The organism is Stenotrophomonas maltophilia, from assembly GCF_047497515.2.
In the GTDB taxonomy this organism is placed as follows: Bacteria; Pseudomonadota; Gammaproteobacteria; order Xanthomonadales; family Xanthomonadaceae; genus Stenotrophomonas.
Genome location: NZ_JAXAXL020000002.1, coordinates 485807 through 500877 on the forward strand (window position 1 = coordinate 485807; position 15071 = coordinate 500877).

At 66.1% G+C, this 15071-nt stretch carries 14 protein-coding genes; 2 read left to right on the forward strand and 12 right to left on the reverse strand.

The window, feature by feature from the left end; translation table 11 throughout:
- Positions 1-2: 2 nt before the first annotated feature.
- Positions 3-2915, reverse strand: a complete 2913-nt coding sequence (locus tag ACMZPQ_RS06060; RefSeq protein WP_003098961.1) for a heavy metal translocating P-type ATPase — start codon at positions 2913-2915, stop codon at positions 3-5.
- Between the two features lie 92 nt (positions 2916-3007).
- On the opposite strand from ACMZPQ_RS06060, the gene cadR reads away from it, so the two are divergent.
- Positions 3008-3406, forward strand: coding sequence for a Cd(II)/Pb(II)-responsive transcriptional regulator (gene cadR / locus ACMZPQ_RS06065; RefSeq protein ID WP_003098965.1), 399 nt, complete (start codon positions 3008-3010; stop codon positions 3404-3406).
- Positions 3407-3473: 67 nt separating this feature from the next.
- Here cadR and ACMZPQ_RS06070 read toward each other — a convergent pair whose 3' ends face one another.
- Together ACMZPQ_RS06070 and ACMZPQ_RS06075 are read right to left on the reverse strand one after the other, a co-directional pair.
- Positions 3474-3848, reverse strand: coding sequence for a DUF3703 domain-containing protein (locus ACMZPQ_RS06070; protein WP_055312603.1), 375 nt, complete (start codon positions 3846-3848; stop codon positions 3474-3476).
- Between the two features lie 12 nt (positions 3849-3860).
- Positions 3861-4070 (reverse strand): sterol desaturase family protein, encoded by a 210-nt coding sequence (locus ACMZPQ_RS06075; RefSeq protein ID WP_014747696.1) that lies wholly within the window; start codon positions 4068-4070, stop codon positions 3861-3863.
- 411 nt (positions 4071-4481) lie between these two features.
- Here ACMZPQ_RS06075 and ACMZPQ_RS06080 point away from each other — a divergent pair, with 411 nt between their 5' ends.
- Positions 4482-5117 (forward strand): cation efflux transmembrane domain-containing protein, encoded by a 636-nt coding sequence (locus ACMZPQ_RS06080; protein ID WP_003098972.1) that lies wholly within the window; start codon positions 4482-4484, stop codon positions 5115-5117.
- A 723-nt stretch (positions 5118-5840) separates the two neighbouring features.
- Here the strand turns inward: ACMZPQ_RS06080 and ACMZPQ_RS06085 are convergent.
- The 9 genes from ACMZPQ_RS06085 to ACMZPQ_RS06125 all read right to left on the reverse strand — a co-directional run bounded on the left by ACMZPQ_RS06085 (position 5841) and on the right by ACMZPQ_RS06125 (position 15031).
- Complete coding sequence (locus ACMZPQ_RS06085) at positions 5841-7871, reverse strand: DNA topoisomerase III (protein ID WP_197580083.1); 2031 nt, start codon at positions 7869-7871, stop codon at positions 5841-5843.
- Positions 7872-8154: 283 nt separating this feature from the next.
- Positions 8155-8595 (reverse strand): single-stranded DNA-binding protein, encoded by a 441-nt coding sequence (locus ACMZPQ_RS06090; RefSeq protein ID WP_003098976.1) that lies wholly within the window; start codon positions 8593-8595, stop codon positions 8155-8157.
- 73 nt (positions 8596-8668) lie between these two features.
- Positions 8669-9196, reverse strand: a complete 528-nt coding sequence (locus ACMZPQ_RS06095) for a DUF3158 family protein (protein ID WP_003098978.1) — start codon at positions 9194-9196, stop codon at positions 8669-8671.
- Positions 9193-9984, reverse strand: coding sequence for a PFL_4669 family integrating conjugative element protein (locus tag ACMZPQ_RS06100; RefSeq protein WP_003098981.1), 792 nt, complete (start codon positions 9982-9984; stop codon positions 9193-9195). Before ACMZPQ_RS06100 ends, ACMZPQ_RS06095 begins: the two co-directional genes overlap by 4 nt.
- Before the next feature lie 429 nt (positions 9985-10413).
- A complete protein-coding gene (locus tag ACMZPQ_RS06105; RefSeq protein ID WP_005408896.1) occupies positions 10414-11652 on the reverse strand; it encodes an STY4528 family pathogenicity island replication protein in 1239 nt (412 codons plus the stop codon).
- Positions 11653-11655: 3 nt separating this feature from the next.
- Positions 11656-12216, reverse strand: a complete 561-nt coding sequence (locus tag ACMZPQ_RS06110; RefSeq protein ID WP_003090097.1) for a DUF2857 domain-containing protein — start codon at positions 12214-12216, stop codon at positions 11656-11658.
- 14 nt (positions 12217-12230) lie between these two features.
- On the reverse strand, positions 12231-13910 hold the full coding sequence (locus ACMZPQ_RS06115) for a ParB family protein (protein WP_003098985.1): 1680 nt from the start codon (positions 13908-13910) through the stop codon (positions 12231-12233).
- Positions 13903-14172, reverse strand: coding sequence for a hypothetical protein (locus ACMZPQ_RS06120; RefSeq protein ID WP_003050422.1), 270 nt, complete (start codon positions 14170-14172; stop codon positions 13903-13905). Before ACMZPQ_RS06120 ends, ACMZPQ_RS06115 begins: the two co-directional genes overlap by 8 nt.
- Positions 14156-15031, reverse strand: coding sequence for a ParA family protein (locus ACMZPQ_RS06125; RefSeq protein WP_003098988.1), 876 nt, complete (start codon positions 15029-15031; stop codon positions 14156-14158). Before ACMZPQ_RS06125 ends, ACMZPQ_RS06120 begins: the two co-directional genes overlap by 17 nt.
- Positions 15032-15071: the final 40 nt, after the last annotated feature.

Sequence of the window (15071 nt, forward strand, 5' to 3'; positions counted from 1 at the left end):
GTTCATGCCGCCTTGAACTTCAGGAGGCGCAGCCCATTGACGACAACCAAAAGACTTGCCCCCATGTCAGCGAACACAGCCATCCACATGGTGGCATGCCCTGTGAACGTCAACGCAAGGAACACCGCCTTGATGCCAAGGGCCAGAACGATGTTCTGCGTGAGGATCGCCGCAGTGCTACGCGACAGCCGGATGAAGGCGGGGATCTTGCGCAGGTCGTCGTCCATCAGGGCGACGTCGGCTGTTTCGATCGCGGTGTCGGTGCCGGCCGCGCCCATGGCGAAGCCGATGTCGGCACGGGCGAGCGCGGGCGAATCGTTGATGCCGTCGCCCACCATGCCCACCTGGCCCTCGCCGCCGACCAGGCTTTCGATGGTCTTGAGCTTGTCTTCGGGCAGTTGGTCACCACGGGCTTCAGAGATTCCGACCTGGGCAGCGATGGCCGCGGCCGTGTGCTGGTTGTCCCCCGTCAGCATCAGCGTGCGCACACCCAGCGCCTGCAGGTCGGCCACCGCCTCACGGCTGGTTTCCTTCACGGTGTCGGCCACTGCAAAAATGCCGAGCACGGTCGCATCGTCCATCAGCAGGATCGCTGTCTTGCCTTGGCGCTCCAGGGTCTCCAGCCGAGCCTGGAGCGTCGCTTCGCTCAGGCCCAGCTCCTGGGCGAGCCTGTGGTTGCCCATGTGCAACATGCGCCCGGCGACGCGGCCGCGCACGCCGCGGCCAGGCAGCGCCGCGAAGTCGTCGACCTCGTGCAGCGCGATGCCGTCACGGTTCGCCTTGCGGGCGATGGCCTGAGACACAGGATGGTCCGAGCGTGCCGCGAGGCTTGCGGCCCAGGCGGCAACTTCCTGCGCCTCGCCGATCAGCGGCACGAAGTCGGTCTGCTCGGGCTTGCCATGTGTGAGTGTGCCGGTCTTGTCCAGGGCCAACGCCTTGAGCTTGCGCCCGCCCTCCAGGTAGACGCCACCCTTGATCAGGATGCCGCGTCGGGCGGCAGCGGCCAAGCCGCTGACGATGGTGACCGGCGTGGAGATGACCAGAGCGCAGGGGCAGGCGATCACCAGCAGTACCAGGGCCTTGTAGACCCAGTCAAACCATGCGCCGCCGAAGGCGAGCGGCGGCACGACGGCAACCAGCACGGACACCGCGAACACCGCCGGCGTGTAGACGCGGGCGAACTGGTCGACGAAGCGCTGCGTGGGCGCACGGCTGCCCTGCGCGGACTCCACGGCATGGATGATGCGCGCGAGCGTCGAGTCGCTGGCGCCTGCGGTCACCTTGTATTCGAAAGAGCCGGTCTCATTGATGGTTCCGGCGAAGACCTGGTCACCTTCGGCCTTCTCGACGGGCAGGCTCTCGCCGGTGATGGGCGCCTGGTTGATGGCCGATCGACCCGAGGTGATCAGGCCGTCCAGTGCGATGCGCTCGCCAGGACGCACGCGGACCACCGCGCCCTTTGCGACCTCCTTGGCCGGCAGCTCTGTCCATGAGCCATCGGCCTGCCGCACGGTCGCGGTCTCGGGCGCCAAGTCCATCAGCCCCCGAATGGCGTTGCGGGCGCGGTCCAGCGACTTCGCCTCGATCACTTCCGCCAACGCGAACAGGAACATGACCATGGCGGCCTCCGGCCAGTGGCCGATCGCCATGCCGCCGGTGACCGCGATGGCCATCAGGGCGTTCATGTTCAGGTTGAGGTTCTTCAGCGCGATCCAGCCCTTCTTGTAGGTGCTGAGGCCGCCGGTGAAGATCGAAACCAGTGCCAGCACGATCACGGCCCAATGATTGCCGTCGTTGACCCAGTACACGCCTTCGGCGGCCACCGCCGCAACGCCCGAAACCGCCATCGGCCACCAATTGGTCTTGTGCGCGGCCACCGGGGCATCGCGCGGCTCATCAGTCCTCTGGACCTCGGCTTCCATGCCCAGCGATTCGATGGCTTCGACTGCCGGCTTGATCGCGTCGGGTGTGTGCCGAACCGTGAGCGTGCGCTGCATCAGGTTGAAATCCATTCCCTGCACGCCCGGCATGCCTTGCAGCTTGCCGCGGATCAGACTTTCCTCGGTCGGACAGTCCATCTTCGCGATGCGAAGTACCGTGGTGGCTGTCTGCATGTCCTGCCGCGCAGCCTGCATTCCAATGGAAGCAAGCGCCTTCTCGATCGGCGCTGAGGTCGCCAGCGTGTGCTGGACTCCCAGCACACGCTGCATCAGATTGAAGTCGAGCGCGGTCACACCCGGCAGCTTGCCCAGCCGGTCGCGGATCAGCGCTTCTTCCGTCGGGCAATCCATGTTCTCGATCCGGTACGTCACCCGCTCGCCGATCGGCGGCGCGGAAACGGCAGCGGTTGGTTGCTGCTGCAGGGCCGAGGATGGGATCACAGCCGCGGCTTCGATCGGCCCCGTGTGGCCGAAGGTCTGCTCCTTGGCGCGCATGCCGATCGAGGCCAGGACCTGCTCCATCTGCGCGCGTGCCTGAGCGAGGTGTTTCACCGACAGGGTGCGCTCAGCGAGGTCGAAGTCGAGGTCCTGAATTCCCTCGACTGCCCCGAGGTGCGAGCGGATGAGTTTCTCCTCGCTCGGGCAGTCCATGTTCTCGATGCGGTAGGTGGTCGACACGGCGGCGTCTCGGACAGCCTGAGCCTTCATGCCCACCGAATTCAGCGCTTGCTCCAAGGCATCGGCCGAGACTTCGCGGTGCGAAATGGTCAACAAACGCTGCGGAAGATCGAACAGGAGCCGCTCGACACCGGGCATGCCCTCCAGCGTTCGCCGCACCAGTGCTTCCTCATTGCGGCAATCCATGTTGCTCACGTGGAAAACGGTGGTTTCAGTGCTGGCCTGCTCACTGGCGCACGCCGTCTGTTGGCCATTGCCGCCGGAGCAGGCGCATGGGCTGGAAGGTTCTTTGTTCATAGATCGCTCTTCATTGACAAGGTTTTCCCCGGATGCCATCATTAGAAAACCTCTAGTAGATATAGAGTCAAGTTTTTTTATAGGAAGCAACCATGATGCGGATCGGTGAACTGGGCAAGAAGGCAGATTGCTTGGTGCAGACCGTGCGCTTTTACGAGTCAGAAGGCTTGCTGCCCGAGCCTGCACGTAGCGAGGGCAACTTCAGGCTCTATGACGAAGTCCATTTGCAGCGCTTGCTGTTCATCCGCCGCTGCCGGGCGAAGGACATGACGCTGGATGAGATCCGTCAACTGCTGAACTTACGGGATCGGCCAGAGTTGGGCTGCGGCGAGGTGAACGCGCTGGTCGACGCTCATATCGCGCAAGTGCGGACCAAGATGAAGGAATTGCGCGCCTTGGAGCGCGAGTTAATGGATCTGCGACGCTCCTGCGATAGCGCCCGAACCTCGCGCGAGTGCGGCATTCTCAACAGCTTGGCCGAGCCCGCCTGAAGCTCGAGCGTGTCATCGGTGCTGGAAGTGATCGGGTCCAGTTCTGAGAGCCACGTGCCGCGCTCCATCATGCGAAAGCGCGCGGTTCTGACGTTTTGAGACGGCGTGCGACCGAGGGCGTGGCCCACAGGAGCCAGCGCGAGCCGGACGACCTGCGCGCCGCAATCTCCGCCACCTTACGGGTTCTCCAGGCCAGACCGAGCATCGCGGCGTGGCTGCGCAGGTGCAGGTGCAGGCCAAGGTAGCAGTGCGCCACGACGCGGCCCGACTCATGGGCACGCCACGCAACTCGCGATCGCTTCGCAAGAAGCCGCAAGGCCCGACTCGCGCAAGAATGCGACGTGGGCAAGATCGTATAGCCAGCAGCGCAAGCGTTTGCCGCTGCTGGCCGGCTCCGGAAGGGATAGACAAGCTGCGGGCCGTAGTCCATTGGAAAGTCCATCTTTCTTGAGTGTCACTCTTTGGCGCCCAGCGTGTGCTTTTGCGACCGGAAAGCGCTGAACAAGTGGCCCCCGGGCATCCAGAAATCGCCGTAGTTGACTTGGGCGTCTTCGTGCTCACGCTTGTGATGCCAGCGATGGGCTTCAGCCACCCCGATCAACAATCCCAACGGCCCGACCCGGTATCCCAGATTGGAGTGCTGGAAGGCCAGATGCACGACCAAGAAGCCGAGCCATGCGCCGACGGCCAACCACAGCTTGGAACGCCGCTACTGGCTCAACGGGGAGTGGAAAGGCCGCCCGCCCTCTAGCAAGGCGGCACAAGCGAGCGCGACGATCACTGTGAGTAGCTCCGTCGGAAAAGACGGCCGGCCGGTCGCGAGCTCGCCGAAGAGCACAACCGCAGTGGCGCCACGGATCAGTGGATAGCAGCCATACCGGATGACAGTCGCAATGAAGGGGGCGCATTGGTGCTCATCTGTTCTGTCCTAAAGCTCTGACTGGATTGGAAAACCTTCTAGCTACGGTAGAGTCAAGGGCGTCCGGGAAGACCCTGTGGCAAGTTCGTTGCATCTGCGCCTTGACTCTCCAGCCGCTACAGGCTTCAGCATCCATCGATTTGGAAGGAACAATGCATGGCTGAAAACCACAGAAATCACGAAAACGACGAGTTGGGCCGCCTAGATGCGAGCGATGCGAAGGACCGAAAGATTCTTCTGACTGTGTTGCTGATCAACCTGACGCAGTCCGCCGCCGGCATTGCCCTTGGCATCTGGGCTGGCTCTACGGCGCTGATGGGCGCCGGGTTGGACAACCTCGCCGATGCGTCGGTCTATGCGGTTAGCCTGTATGCCGTCGGTCGTGCGGCAACGGTCAAGGTGGGCGCGGCCCGCTTGTCGGGTTTCTTGCTAATCGGCCTGGCCGCGCTGCTGCTGTTGGAAGTCCTACGCCGCTTCGCTGGAGGGGAAGAGCCTGTCGGCCCAGCCATGATGGCCATGGCCGCGCTGAACGCGGCTTTGAACCTAGTGTGCCTCAGACTACTGCGCCGCCATCGCGGGGAAGATGTGAACTTCAAGGCGTCAGCGATCTTTACCAGCAACGACTCCATCGTCAATGGTGCGATTGTGCTGTCCGGGGTGCTGGTGATGGGGTTCGGGTCGAACATCCCGGATCTGGTGCTGGGCGTCATCGTGGCCGCAATCGCAGCGAATGGGGGGCGGGAAATCCTGCGCGAAGCATCGGAAACAGCTCGCCGTAAGGCGGGCACATAAGGCATGTTTTCGCCCAGTTCATCCCGAGGTTTACCTCTGCAAAAGAGGTAGTCCAGCCTTTGGGCTACGGCCTCGGCTGCAGCCGAGCGTACCATTGGCGATGGCCGCGCGATAGGCGGGCATGCCGTTCTCGACCTCCGTCTGCCGTACAGCAGCGGTGCGCAAGGTTGAGGGTGCATGTCGTCTCTCCTGTTCGTGTGGCCCAGGCCAATGGCCGGGCCGGGACGTTGATGGGCAGGAGAATGGCGCCGAAGGCCCAACGGCCTTCGGCTCGGGAGAAAAGAGGAACCACCCGTGGGCTGATTGGCAGGCCCGGTCGTCGCTAGAACCATCTGCTCATCAAGCAATCACACCCGGCCCATGTCGTGGCTGGGGCCGGCATCGTCTGGCGCACATCCGCGCACAAAGGGAGCCCGTTTTTGCACCGGCGGGCACCGGCACCGATTACCGCTGACCACGAAGGGTCTCCCGGTGGCTCGTGCAGCCTGGCAAGCCACCGGGAGACCCTTCGCAGAGGGCGGAAGAAACGCAGATCAACAGAACGCGCGTGGTGCGGCTCGCAGAGAAGCTACCTTCAGGTCCCGCGGCCGGGGACGGCTGGGCGGGACGCGCACACGGATCAAGAAGGCGTTGCGCGCTGGGCGTCCCGCAGGGCATGCGGCGGAGTGCGGGACAGGGGCCACGCCGCCGAAGGCGGGCACGGCTCACGGGGAACGGGGGCGGTCAGGAGCCTTTGCGGCCGCTACGGCGCGGGCGCGAGGCGCCGCGCTTGGAGCTGCCGGATTCGACTGGCAGCGTGCCTTTGCAGTCCGGGTAGCGGCTGCACGACCAGAACGGGCCGCTCTTGCCGCTGCGCTGGCGCGTGGGTGCGCCGCACTGCGGGCATGCCGGCCCTTGGGGAACCTTGATGGACAGGGAGGCGCTGCCGTACTGCGCAATCAACTGCGAAATCCACGCGGCCTGCTTGCCGATGAACACGTCCAGGGTGAGCTGTCCGGCCTCGATCATGTCGAGCGCCTGTTCCCAGACGGCGGTGGTGCCAGGGTCGGCAATCGCCGCAGGCACGGCATCGATCAAAGTGAAAGCCGCATCCGAGGCGCGGATGGCGCGCCCCTTCTTCACGAGGTAGCCGCGAGCGATCAGGCCGCCGATGATGTTGGCCCGCGTCGCTTCGGTGCCGATGCCAACCGTATCCTTGAGCTTCTGCTTCAGGCGGGGATCGGACACCAGCTTGGCGACGCCTTTCATGGACTTGACCACCTCGCCTTGCGTGTACGGTTTGGGCGGCAGCGTCTTGAGTGCCTTGAGATCGACGTCGGCCACCTGGCATGCCAGGCCCTCATACAGTTTCGGCAGCGCGGGCAGCACCTGGGCGCGGACCGCAGTATCGCCCTCGCCATCACCGTCTTCGGCCTGCGGCTCGGCGAGCACCTGGCGCCAACCCGGGATGACAACCTGCTTGCCCGTGGCCGCCAGGTTCTGCCCCCCGCACGAAAACTTGGCCACAGTGCGGTCGAACTCGTGGTGAGGGAGGAACTGCGCCAGGTAATGCGACCGGATGAGCCTGTACACGGCCAGTTCCTTCTCGCTCATGGCGGAGAGCTTCGCCGGTTCGAGCGTCGGGATGATGCCGTGGTGCGCCGTGACCTTGCCATCGTTCCAGGCGCGCGAGCGCTGCGAGCGGTCGAGCTGGCCCATGATCGAGCGCAGCGAGGGATCGGTCTTGAGCAGGCTGTCGAGAACGGTGGGCACTTCGGCAAACATGCTCTCGGGCAGGTAGCCGGAGTCCGAGCGGGGGTACGTCGTGGCCTTGTGCGTCTCGTACAGGGCTTGGGCAATCTCCAAGGTTTCCTGCACGTCCAGCCCAAGCTGCTTGGAACACACTTCCTGCAAGGTGCCCAGGTCGAACGGCAGCGGCGGGCCTTCGCGGACACGCTCAGTCTCCACCGACACGACGTGGGCACTGCCCGCAGCGCGGATCTGCTGCATGGTCTGCTGTGCGACCGGCTGCCGCAGGCAGCGGCCTGCGTCGTCGGTGCACGCATCGGGTGGAACCCATTGCGCGGCGAAAGTCGAACCGCCTGCGAACAGGGACACGGCGATGGCCCAGTATGGTACGGACACGAAGCGCGCGATCTCGCGGTCGCGGTCCACAACGAGCTTGAGCGTCGGGGTCTGTACGCGGCCGACCGACAGCACGCCGTCGTAACCCGCCTGTCGCCCCAGCACCGTGAACAGCCGGCTCAGGTTCATGCCCACGAGCCAATCCGCACGGGAGCGCGCCAGCGCCGAGTGGTACATCGAAAGCGTCTCGGCCGAAGGCCGCAGCTGGCCCAGTGCCGCCCGAATGGACGCATCGTTGAGCGCCGACAGCCACAGGCGTTCGATGGGGCCGCGGTAGCCGCAAAGCTCCACGATCTCGCGGGCGATCAATTCGCCCTCGCGGTCGGCATCGGTGGCGATAACCAGGTGAGTCGCCTTCGCCAAGAGCGCCTTGACGACCTTGAATTGCGTGGCGGTCTTCGGTTTGACCTCGACCCGCCAGTGCTGGGGAATGATGGGCAACTGCTCAACGGACCATCGTTTGAGCTGCTCGTCGTAGGCCTCGGGCGGCGCCGCCTCCACGAGATGGCCGATGCACCAGGTGACCGTGACGCCGGAACCGTTGAGGCAGCCTTCACCGCGCTGCGTGGCGCCGAGAATCCGGCCAATGTCTTTGCCCTGGGAGGGTTTCTCGCACAAGAACAGCCGCATATCCGTCCATCCCGATTCCTGTTGTTCATGGAGTTGCTGGGATCGAGGATGCCGAGCGCAGCCCCTGGCAGCAGCAAACAAGCCGCATGCGGCAGCGACCGCTTTCACGCCGATGAAATGGCGAGTGCGGGGAAGGTGCGTGGCCGGAAGTGTGCGGGCCGAGAGCCGCGATTTCCGGGAGCGCGCGTGGAACTCGGTGGACGTTGGTGGAGCTATCCCCTGGGGATAATTCGCAGCGCATGGAGGGCGGCGAAGCACTGCGGCAGCCGCCCTCCATGCCCGATCACTTCCTGCGCTTGGTCTCTTTCGGCGCCGTCGATTCCTGGGTGGCCTGGGGCTTCGGCTCTGCCTCCTGTGGCTTCGGGCTGAGGGCCACAGACTCGATGCGGTACGGCAGGATGCCGACACTGCGCGCGTTGACCTGCCAAGTCTCACGCGGCTGATCTTCGTTGTCCGTCCAGGGGTCGCGCTCCATGCGGCCGACGACCAGCACCCGCATGCCCTTCTGGTAGAGCTGCTGCCAGCGGTCGGCGTCGTGGTGCCAGAGTTCCACCGGCGCCCAGAAGCCGCCGCGGTCCTCGAACTCGCCGCCCTTGGTGGGGACGGGGTTGTCGAAGTACACGTTCAGCCGGAGCAACCGGCGAGGATCGTCGTTGCCATTGGGGAATTCGCGGTACTCGGGAGGCGATCCGATGTTGCCCTCGCCGATGAATTGTGTGCTCATGTTGGAATCTCCGTGGTGGTTGAAATACCCGTGCCTCGTTGGGCTCGGGCGCGTGCTCGGATGGCAGGCGCAATCACCGATCGCGCACTGCGGCAGGAACGGACGCGAGCCGGCGCAGGTAGGTGTTGTCCGCCTGCGCGGCCTTGCTGGCGCATTCCTGTGCTTGCCTGCCCAGGGTGTGCAGCAGGCTGATCTGCATGTTCAGCATGACGCGCTGCAGTTCGATCTCGTGCAGGTCGTGCAGCAGGTTGACCGGCGTGCTGGGGCTCGCCATCAGCTCCTGCCACAACGCCACGCCCATGGCCGATCGATCGTGCTTGCGCCAGCGAAGAAAGGTCGTGCCTGCGCCAGTGGTCTGCTGGGCCAGCTCGACGGGAAGCAGGTGGAAGGGATGCCCGCACGCCTGTGGCAGCACCTGTCGCTGCGCCAGGGCAATCAACTCGTCGCGCATGGCGAAGCACTGGCTGGCCCAGGCCTCGAAGTCCCCTTTACCTTTAAAAGGCTTTAAAAGGCCTTTTAGAGAGGCCGCGTGTTCCAGCCGCATGAAGGCTGGCTGTTCCAGACGACGGAAGTAGCGCGGTTCGCGGTTCGGGTCGCTCATGCCGGTTCGTCCTCGCCGGCGGCTGTGGACTTGGCCTCGGCCGAATCGGCGGCAGCGCCTTCGTCGGTGGGAGATGCGGCTGCGGCAGCGCTATCACCACGCTGTTGCAGACCACGGCGCACGACGGGCGGCGCAAACTTCGAGCGGCGCATGCCTTCGAGCACGTCCTGCGGCAGTTCGCCGAACTTCTCCAATGCTGCCCGAGCTGCGGCGTTCTTGGCCGCGAAGTCGTCGCGGGTGCAGCCCGAGTAGCGGTATTGCTGGGCCAGGCTGAACAGGCTGCGCAGCGCGTGGGCACCTTCGTTGAGCCAGCGCTCCAACGTCGAGCGATCGATCAGCGCGGTGTGGTGGGCGAGGATCAGCTTGCGCGCGATGTCGTCGTAGTCGGCCAGGAGATAGACGGCGGCAAAGCCCAACTGCGCATTGACGAACAGCGGAAGCTTGACGGGCTGCACGTTGAGGTTCTCGCCCAGGGTCAACGCGGCGGGCACGCCGGCCAGGGCCTGGTCCACCTGGTCGCGCAGCGTCTGCAGCGTGGTCCTGGTCTGGTCGAGCTTGTCTTCGATGCGAAGCATCCACCAGTCGCTGTATGGGTCGTCCTGCTCCGAGCCGCGCTTCATCTTGTTCATGACGGCGATGTAGCCGTTCAGGCCGACGATGCCCGGTCGCCCCTCGGCGGCGGCGCGGCCATGCCAGATGCGCGAGGCGTGGTGGGTGTGCAGCGTCAGCGACATCGCGCTGCGCAGGGAGCCGAGGTTGAGTTGCAATGGTTCGTTGCTGGTTGCCATGGTGATCGCTCGCTGGTGGACAGGGAGCCGCCAGCATCCGCATGCAGCGGAAGGCAGTCAGTCAACAAACCGAAATGAGCCGACCCCCGGTTCTGTGCGCGCTGGCGGCGCAGCGCGCAACGGTCCCCTGGGGACCGCTCCGCAGATGGGCACTCACATCGGCGTTCCCGTCCTCGGTTGTTGACGGTATGCGTGCTGCACCGCACGTCGCGCTGCCGTTCGACACGATCCTTCGCCGCGCAGCCGTCCCCAGGGGACCGTTCCGTTGAGCGCCATGGAGGTCTGCTTCATGGTCTTGCATGCGCTCTACTCAGGTTTTGCGCAGCATGTCGCGCCGTCGCCCGGCGCTTCACCGCACAGCCGTCCCCAGGGGACCGTTTCTGCCGACCGCCATGGAGATCTACTTCACGGCTTTGACAAGCCCTGTGCTCAGGATTTGCGCAGCAGATCGCGCAGGCGCTCGATGTGCTGCCGGGCCACCTCGGGCGGCACGACGTTGCGCGGCGGCTCGGTTGGTGGCGCTCGCGCCGCCGATGGTGTTGGCGGTGCCGGGCCGGTCTGCTTGGCCCAGGCATTGAACTCGCCGCGCATGGCGCGCTGGATGATGCCGAACAGATAACCGGCGGGGTTGCGGATGCCATGCTTGCCGCACCGTGCGGCCCATTCGTCCAGCACGGCCTGCCGCAGGGCAGCGTCCACCTGCTGCAACGCCATCTTGGCTCCGGCCTGCTGTTCCGCCTTCAGTTCCGCGAAGCGCTTGGGCCATTGCAGGTCGCCCAGCGCACGCGCCTGCGCGGTAGTACGTACTTCATCAATATGACTACTACGTACTGTACGGTCCTGCTTCGAATTCCGAAGAGCGCCGTCTGGCGCGGGTTTCGGCCCTGCTTCGGATTCCGAAGATGGGCGATCGCCATTCCGAAGAAGGCTCGCGGGCCCTTCTTCGGAATCGTGGACCGCATCCTCCTGTGGATAACTTTCGGAGGCGGTGATGCCCTGGTCGGCCAGGCGCTCGGCGAGCACTTGCAGCCGCGACGGCAAGGTGCGTCCGGACAGCATCGGGTCGTCCGCGATCTCCTGGAGGGTGTTGAGTCCCACCACCTGGACGGCCTTGGCCGAATGCCCCAGCGACTGGCTGACCAGGGCCAGGTAGTCGGCGTCGAGTTGCATCGCCTCGAACGGCGTCAGCGGTTCGTCGTGCAGGACGTAGAGGTTGCCGAGGATGCGACCGGTCTTGGGGTCGCGCCGTCGTCGCACGAGGCTCAGCCAGCGCGTCAGGCGCAGCAGCGTCAGCGCCCGCGCCACGGTCTCATGGGAGGCCTGGCCTGCGCAGGGCATCGACGCCAGCCAGGGGCGCAACTGCTCATAGGTGGGAAATGCCGTGACGCCATCGTCGTTGAGCATCAATCGGAACACCTGCCAGGCGTTGCGCTCCAGCGGTGTCAGGCGGCGGTCGAGGAACAGCCGCCGCGGCACGCTCCCGTGCCGATTGCCACTGAACAGGAAGGCGTCGCCGGACGTAGGAGGCGTGGGCGTTGGAGCAGGCAGGGACGCGGGAGCGCCAGAGCTGGACTTGGGCGCGAGGTCCTTCAGCGCAGCGTCGAACAGGTCGGCGAGTGCGATGGGGCCAGGGCGCTGGGCTCGTGGGGCGGTGTCGTCCACGGCCATGGCCTAGCCCAATCCCTGATCGACCCAGTTCCTGATCGCGGCCCAGACCACCGAGAGCGGCAGCGACATGCCCTCGGCCAGGTCCATGGCCGCATCGAGAATCGAGGTCTCGTCCTCCAGATCGACGTTCCTGCTGCTGGTCACGGCTTTCCATTGCCGCCACAGTTCGGTGTCCTGGGTCTCGTCCAGGACGGGGTGGCGCCCCTTGCGCTTGGGCAGGCCGAGGATCTCCCGCCGCAGGGCGACTTCCTGATGGGTCAGGCCATAGAAGCGGCTGACCATCTCCGTGCTGGCCCCCAGCCGCAGCATGCGATCGACCGTGGCGATTTCCTTCTCCACGTCCTGTGCCTGGTTGAGCAGGCGCTGCAGCACTTCGCGGTTGACCGTGACCGAGCACCACGAGACGCTGGCGTTGGCCAGCACGCTGATCAGCGCGGGGTGCTTGAGCGCATCCAGCTCGGCCTCGCCGAAGCCCATGGCCTTGCAGCGGCGCAGTTGGCCGTTGCGAAGGTCATACAGCGCCTGGGCAATCACGGCCTGGTTGAGCGGATGCGATGTGGACATGCGGCCTCCCTCGCTCACGTCCCGGGCGCCGTGGTGCCGGCTTCCAGGTCCAGCAGACGCCGGGCGAGGCGCAGCAGCCGAAAGAGCTTGACCAACGCCGTGTCGCTCAAGCGCCTTGCGCCGCTGCCATGGCCTTGGCTCTGGCCGTGCAACAGGGTCGGCAGGTCGGCGGCGAGCTGCGCGCCGTCCAGGCCCGCTTCGGCGACGGGCTGACCCGTCAGGGAAGTGAGCAGCGTCAGCACCGCGCGGCCGAGCGGCGACGGGGCTTGGCCGCGGGCGCGGCACGCAAACCCGATGCCATCGGCGCGATCCTCGATGCACTCGTCCAGGCCTGCCTCCCCGGCGATCTCGCGCGCGAACTGCGCGATGTGGATGCGCAGCCGATCGGGCGTGTCCAGGCCGGCGTCGATGTACCAGACGTCGGAGATCGGATAGAGTCCGCCGAGTTGCACCGGGATGGACTGCAGCACGCTCGCCGAGAAGTCGGGCGGCAGCGCATCGCCCAACTGGTCGGCGACCATGCGCTGGATCGATTGGAGCCGTTCTGTCGTCGGTGCTGGCGAGACGATGTGCTCGCGAAGCAGATCGCCCGGTGCGGCCGGCTGGCTTCCCGTGGCCGCTTCGCCAACCGCCGTGTCGTCGTGGCGCAAGGTGGGCTCGGACGCCGGAGGGCTGGCGGGTGGAGGACCGGCCGCCGCTGCAGGCGTGGCGATGGACGATGCTGCGCCCGGCGGAGTCGGCGTGCCGGCGGTGGGCGAAGGCAACGCCGGCTGCGCCGCAGGTGGCGTCGGGTCACTGACCAGCGCCCGGTGGCGGCTTTCCGATTCGGTCAGGTCCAGCGCCAGCACGTCGTAGCCGATGCCCAGCAGCTCGGACATCTGGCCGATCAGCTCGTCTTGCACGCGCTGCGGCGCGAACTCGTCGCCCTGCGTGTCGAACTGCGCCAGCACCTCCTGAAAGAAACTGTCGAAGTCCAGCGGCAGCGAACGGTCCTTGGCGTAGTGCTCCCAGGTGCGTTTGCAGGCCGTGCGCATGACCGACAGCCGCTCGACCTGGTGGCGCCCCAGGCCGCCATAGAGCACAGTGGGAATGGCGGGCAGCAGGTAGCGCACCGCGTCGGCCATGCGGGTGATGTGCGACCGCTGGACGGGGAAGCCATCGGCCGCCAGGCGGCGGGCCAGTTCCGACTGGCTCAGGGCGGCGCCGCTCTCCTGCTCGTAGAACTCCCGTGCTTTCTCGACGCCGAGCGCGCGCTCGATGAACGTGAGGCCGCCGCGCAGTTCGTTCTCGGCAAGATGCCCGGTCAGCGCGACGATTTCACCGCGCTCCGGCCATGGTCGGAACAGGCACGATATGCGGAAGAAGCGTTCTTCCTTGGTCTCCGACCAGAGTTCGCGCAGGATCGCCAGTCGCGTGTTGCCGCCGTTGCGGATGATGTAGTGGTCCTCGCCGGGCCTGCGCGTGATGGCCGGCGCCGCGTCCAGGCCGCGCTCGCGGATGGATGCCTTGATTTCCTCGTAAGCCGGGTTGCGCTTCATGCGCGGGTCATGGTCGTAGGGCCGCAACTGGTCCAGCGTCACGACCATGGGCGTGTCCGCGATCGGGTCGCTCAAGGCCGTAGCCGCTGGGCCGCTGCGCTCGAAGCCGGCCGCGAGCAGCTTGCCTGCCATGTCCTGCGAGGTCATGTCAGCCATGGCCGCACCCCTCGCAGTCCCCACGACCGCCGGCCGGCGCCATGCGGGCCTCTCGCTCGGCGCGGCGGATCTGCGCACGGGCGTTCAATTCGGCCCGGTGGTCACTCGCTGTCGAACTCGTGTAGATCGCCGCGCAGCCGGCCTTGGTGAACTTGAGGTGCCCGCCCGGCGTGCGCTTGACGTGCCAGCCCTCACCGACCGCGAACTCGATCAGGGCGCGCAGCCGCTTGTGGCCGCGGGCCAGCTCATGTGCGTTCGCCATGGGGCCTCCCAGGATCAAGAGGTCGCTGCGGGCGGCCGGATACTTGAGCCAGTCGGTCCTGCCATTGCGGGAACAACTCGCTGGCGAGCGCGCGCATCGTGTCGAGCGCGGCAGGGGCGACTCTGCCGGGCGGCTGGCGGTGCTCGACCCGATGCACCGGCAGGCCGCGCGTTGCGGCACGTGGATACGCTTCTATGGCCGGCACGTCGGTGGCGAGCACGCGGATGCCGGCGCTGTCCTGGAACAGGTCGCGCAAGGCCTGCTGGATCAGCCGTGCGTTGGCGGACACCGGGTGGACGCGGTTGATGAGCAAGTGCAGCGGCGGCGGTTCGATGCCCAGGTGCCGGTACGGCGCAATGTCTTCGAGCAACTGCATGGTGCCGCGCCGCAGCTCGCGTGCCGCGAGGATCTCCGGCGTGACGGGCGACAGCGCGAGATCGGAGGCGAGCACCGCCATCTCCAGCAGCACGGAACGCGCGCCCTGGGTGTCGATCAGCACCAGGTCGTAGAGGGGAGCAAGTGCTGGCAGCAGATGCCGCAACCGCAGGCGGCCATCCGGCGCATGCAGCAACAACGTGTTCAGCTCGCCCCGGTGGTCGTCGGACAGCACCAGGTCCAGGCCCGCGATGATCGTGCGGGACACGAGCTGGCCAAGGTCGCGCTCGTTGAAGGCCAACAGCTCATAGATGCCGCCCGGCGCGCGCTGGGTCAGTTCGTAGTAGGAGGACAAGGTGGGCTGCACGTCGAGATCGAGCAGCAGCACGCGCAGGCCCGCGTCCGCGGCGAGCCCGCCCAGGTTGGCGGCCGTCGTGGTCTTGCCGACGCCGCCCTTCGTTGAAATGATGGACACGACCTGCATGGCGCTCTCCGGCTGGGAATGGGAAGTCCGCGGGAGAGCG

Bases quoted from the DNA above. Each gene is read 5' to 3' on its own strand.
- ACMZPQ_RS06060 (WP_003098961.1), bottom strand. From the start codon at position 2,915: ATGAACAAAGAACCTTCCAGCCCATGCGCCTGCTCCGGCGGCAATGGC.
- cadR (WP_003098965.1), top strand. From the start codon at position 3,008: ATGATGCGGATCGGTGAACTGGGCAAGAAGGCAGATTGCTTGGTGCAG.
- ACMZPQ_RS06070 (WP_055312603.1), bottom strand. From the start codon at position 3,848: ATGGACTTTCCAATGGACTACGGCCCGCAGCTTGTCTATCCCTTCCGG.
- ACMZPQ_RS06080 (WP_003098972.1), top strand. From the start codon at position 4,482: ATGGCTGAAAACCACAGAAATCACGAAAACGACGAGTTGGGCCGCCTA.
- ACMZPQ_RS06085 (WP_197580083.1), bottom strand. From the start codon at position 7,871: ATGCGGCTGTTCTTGTGCGAGAAACCCTCCCAGGGCAAAGACATTGGC.
- ACMZPQ_RS06090 (WP_003098976.1), bottom strand. From the start codon at position 8,595: ATGAGCACACAATTCATCGGCGAGGGCAACATCGGATCGCCTCCCGAG.
- ACMZPQ_RS06095 (WP_003098978.1), bottom strand. From the start codon at position 9,196: ATGAGCGACCCGAACCGCGAACCGCGCTACTTCCGTCGTCTGGAACAG.
- ACMZPQ_RS06100 (WP_003098981.1), bottom strand. From the start codon at position 9,984: ATGGCAACCAGCAACGAACCATTGCAACTCAACCTCGGCTCCCTGCGC.
- ACMZPQ_RS06105 (WP_005408896.1), bottom strand. From the start codon at position 11,652: ATGGCCGTGGACGACACCGCCCCACGAGCCCAGCGCCCTGGCCCCATC.
- ACMZPQ_RS06110 (WP_003090097.1), bottom strand. From the start codon at position 12,216: ATGTCCACATCGCATCCGCTCAACCAGGCCGTGATTGCCCAGGCGCTG.
- ACMZPQ_RS06115 (WP_003098985.1), bottom strand. From the start codon at position 13,910: ATGGCTGACATGACCTCGCAGGACATGGCAGGCAAGCTGCTCGCGGCC.
- ACMZPQ_RS06120 (WP_003050422.1), bottom strand. From the start codon at position 14,172: ATGGCGAACGCACATGAGCTGGCCCGCGGCCACAAGCGGCTGCGCGCC.
- ACMZPQ_RS06125 (WP_003098988.1), bottom strand. From the start codon at position 15,031: ATGCAGGTCGTGTCCATCATTTCAACGAAGGGCGGCGTCGGCAAGACC.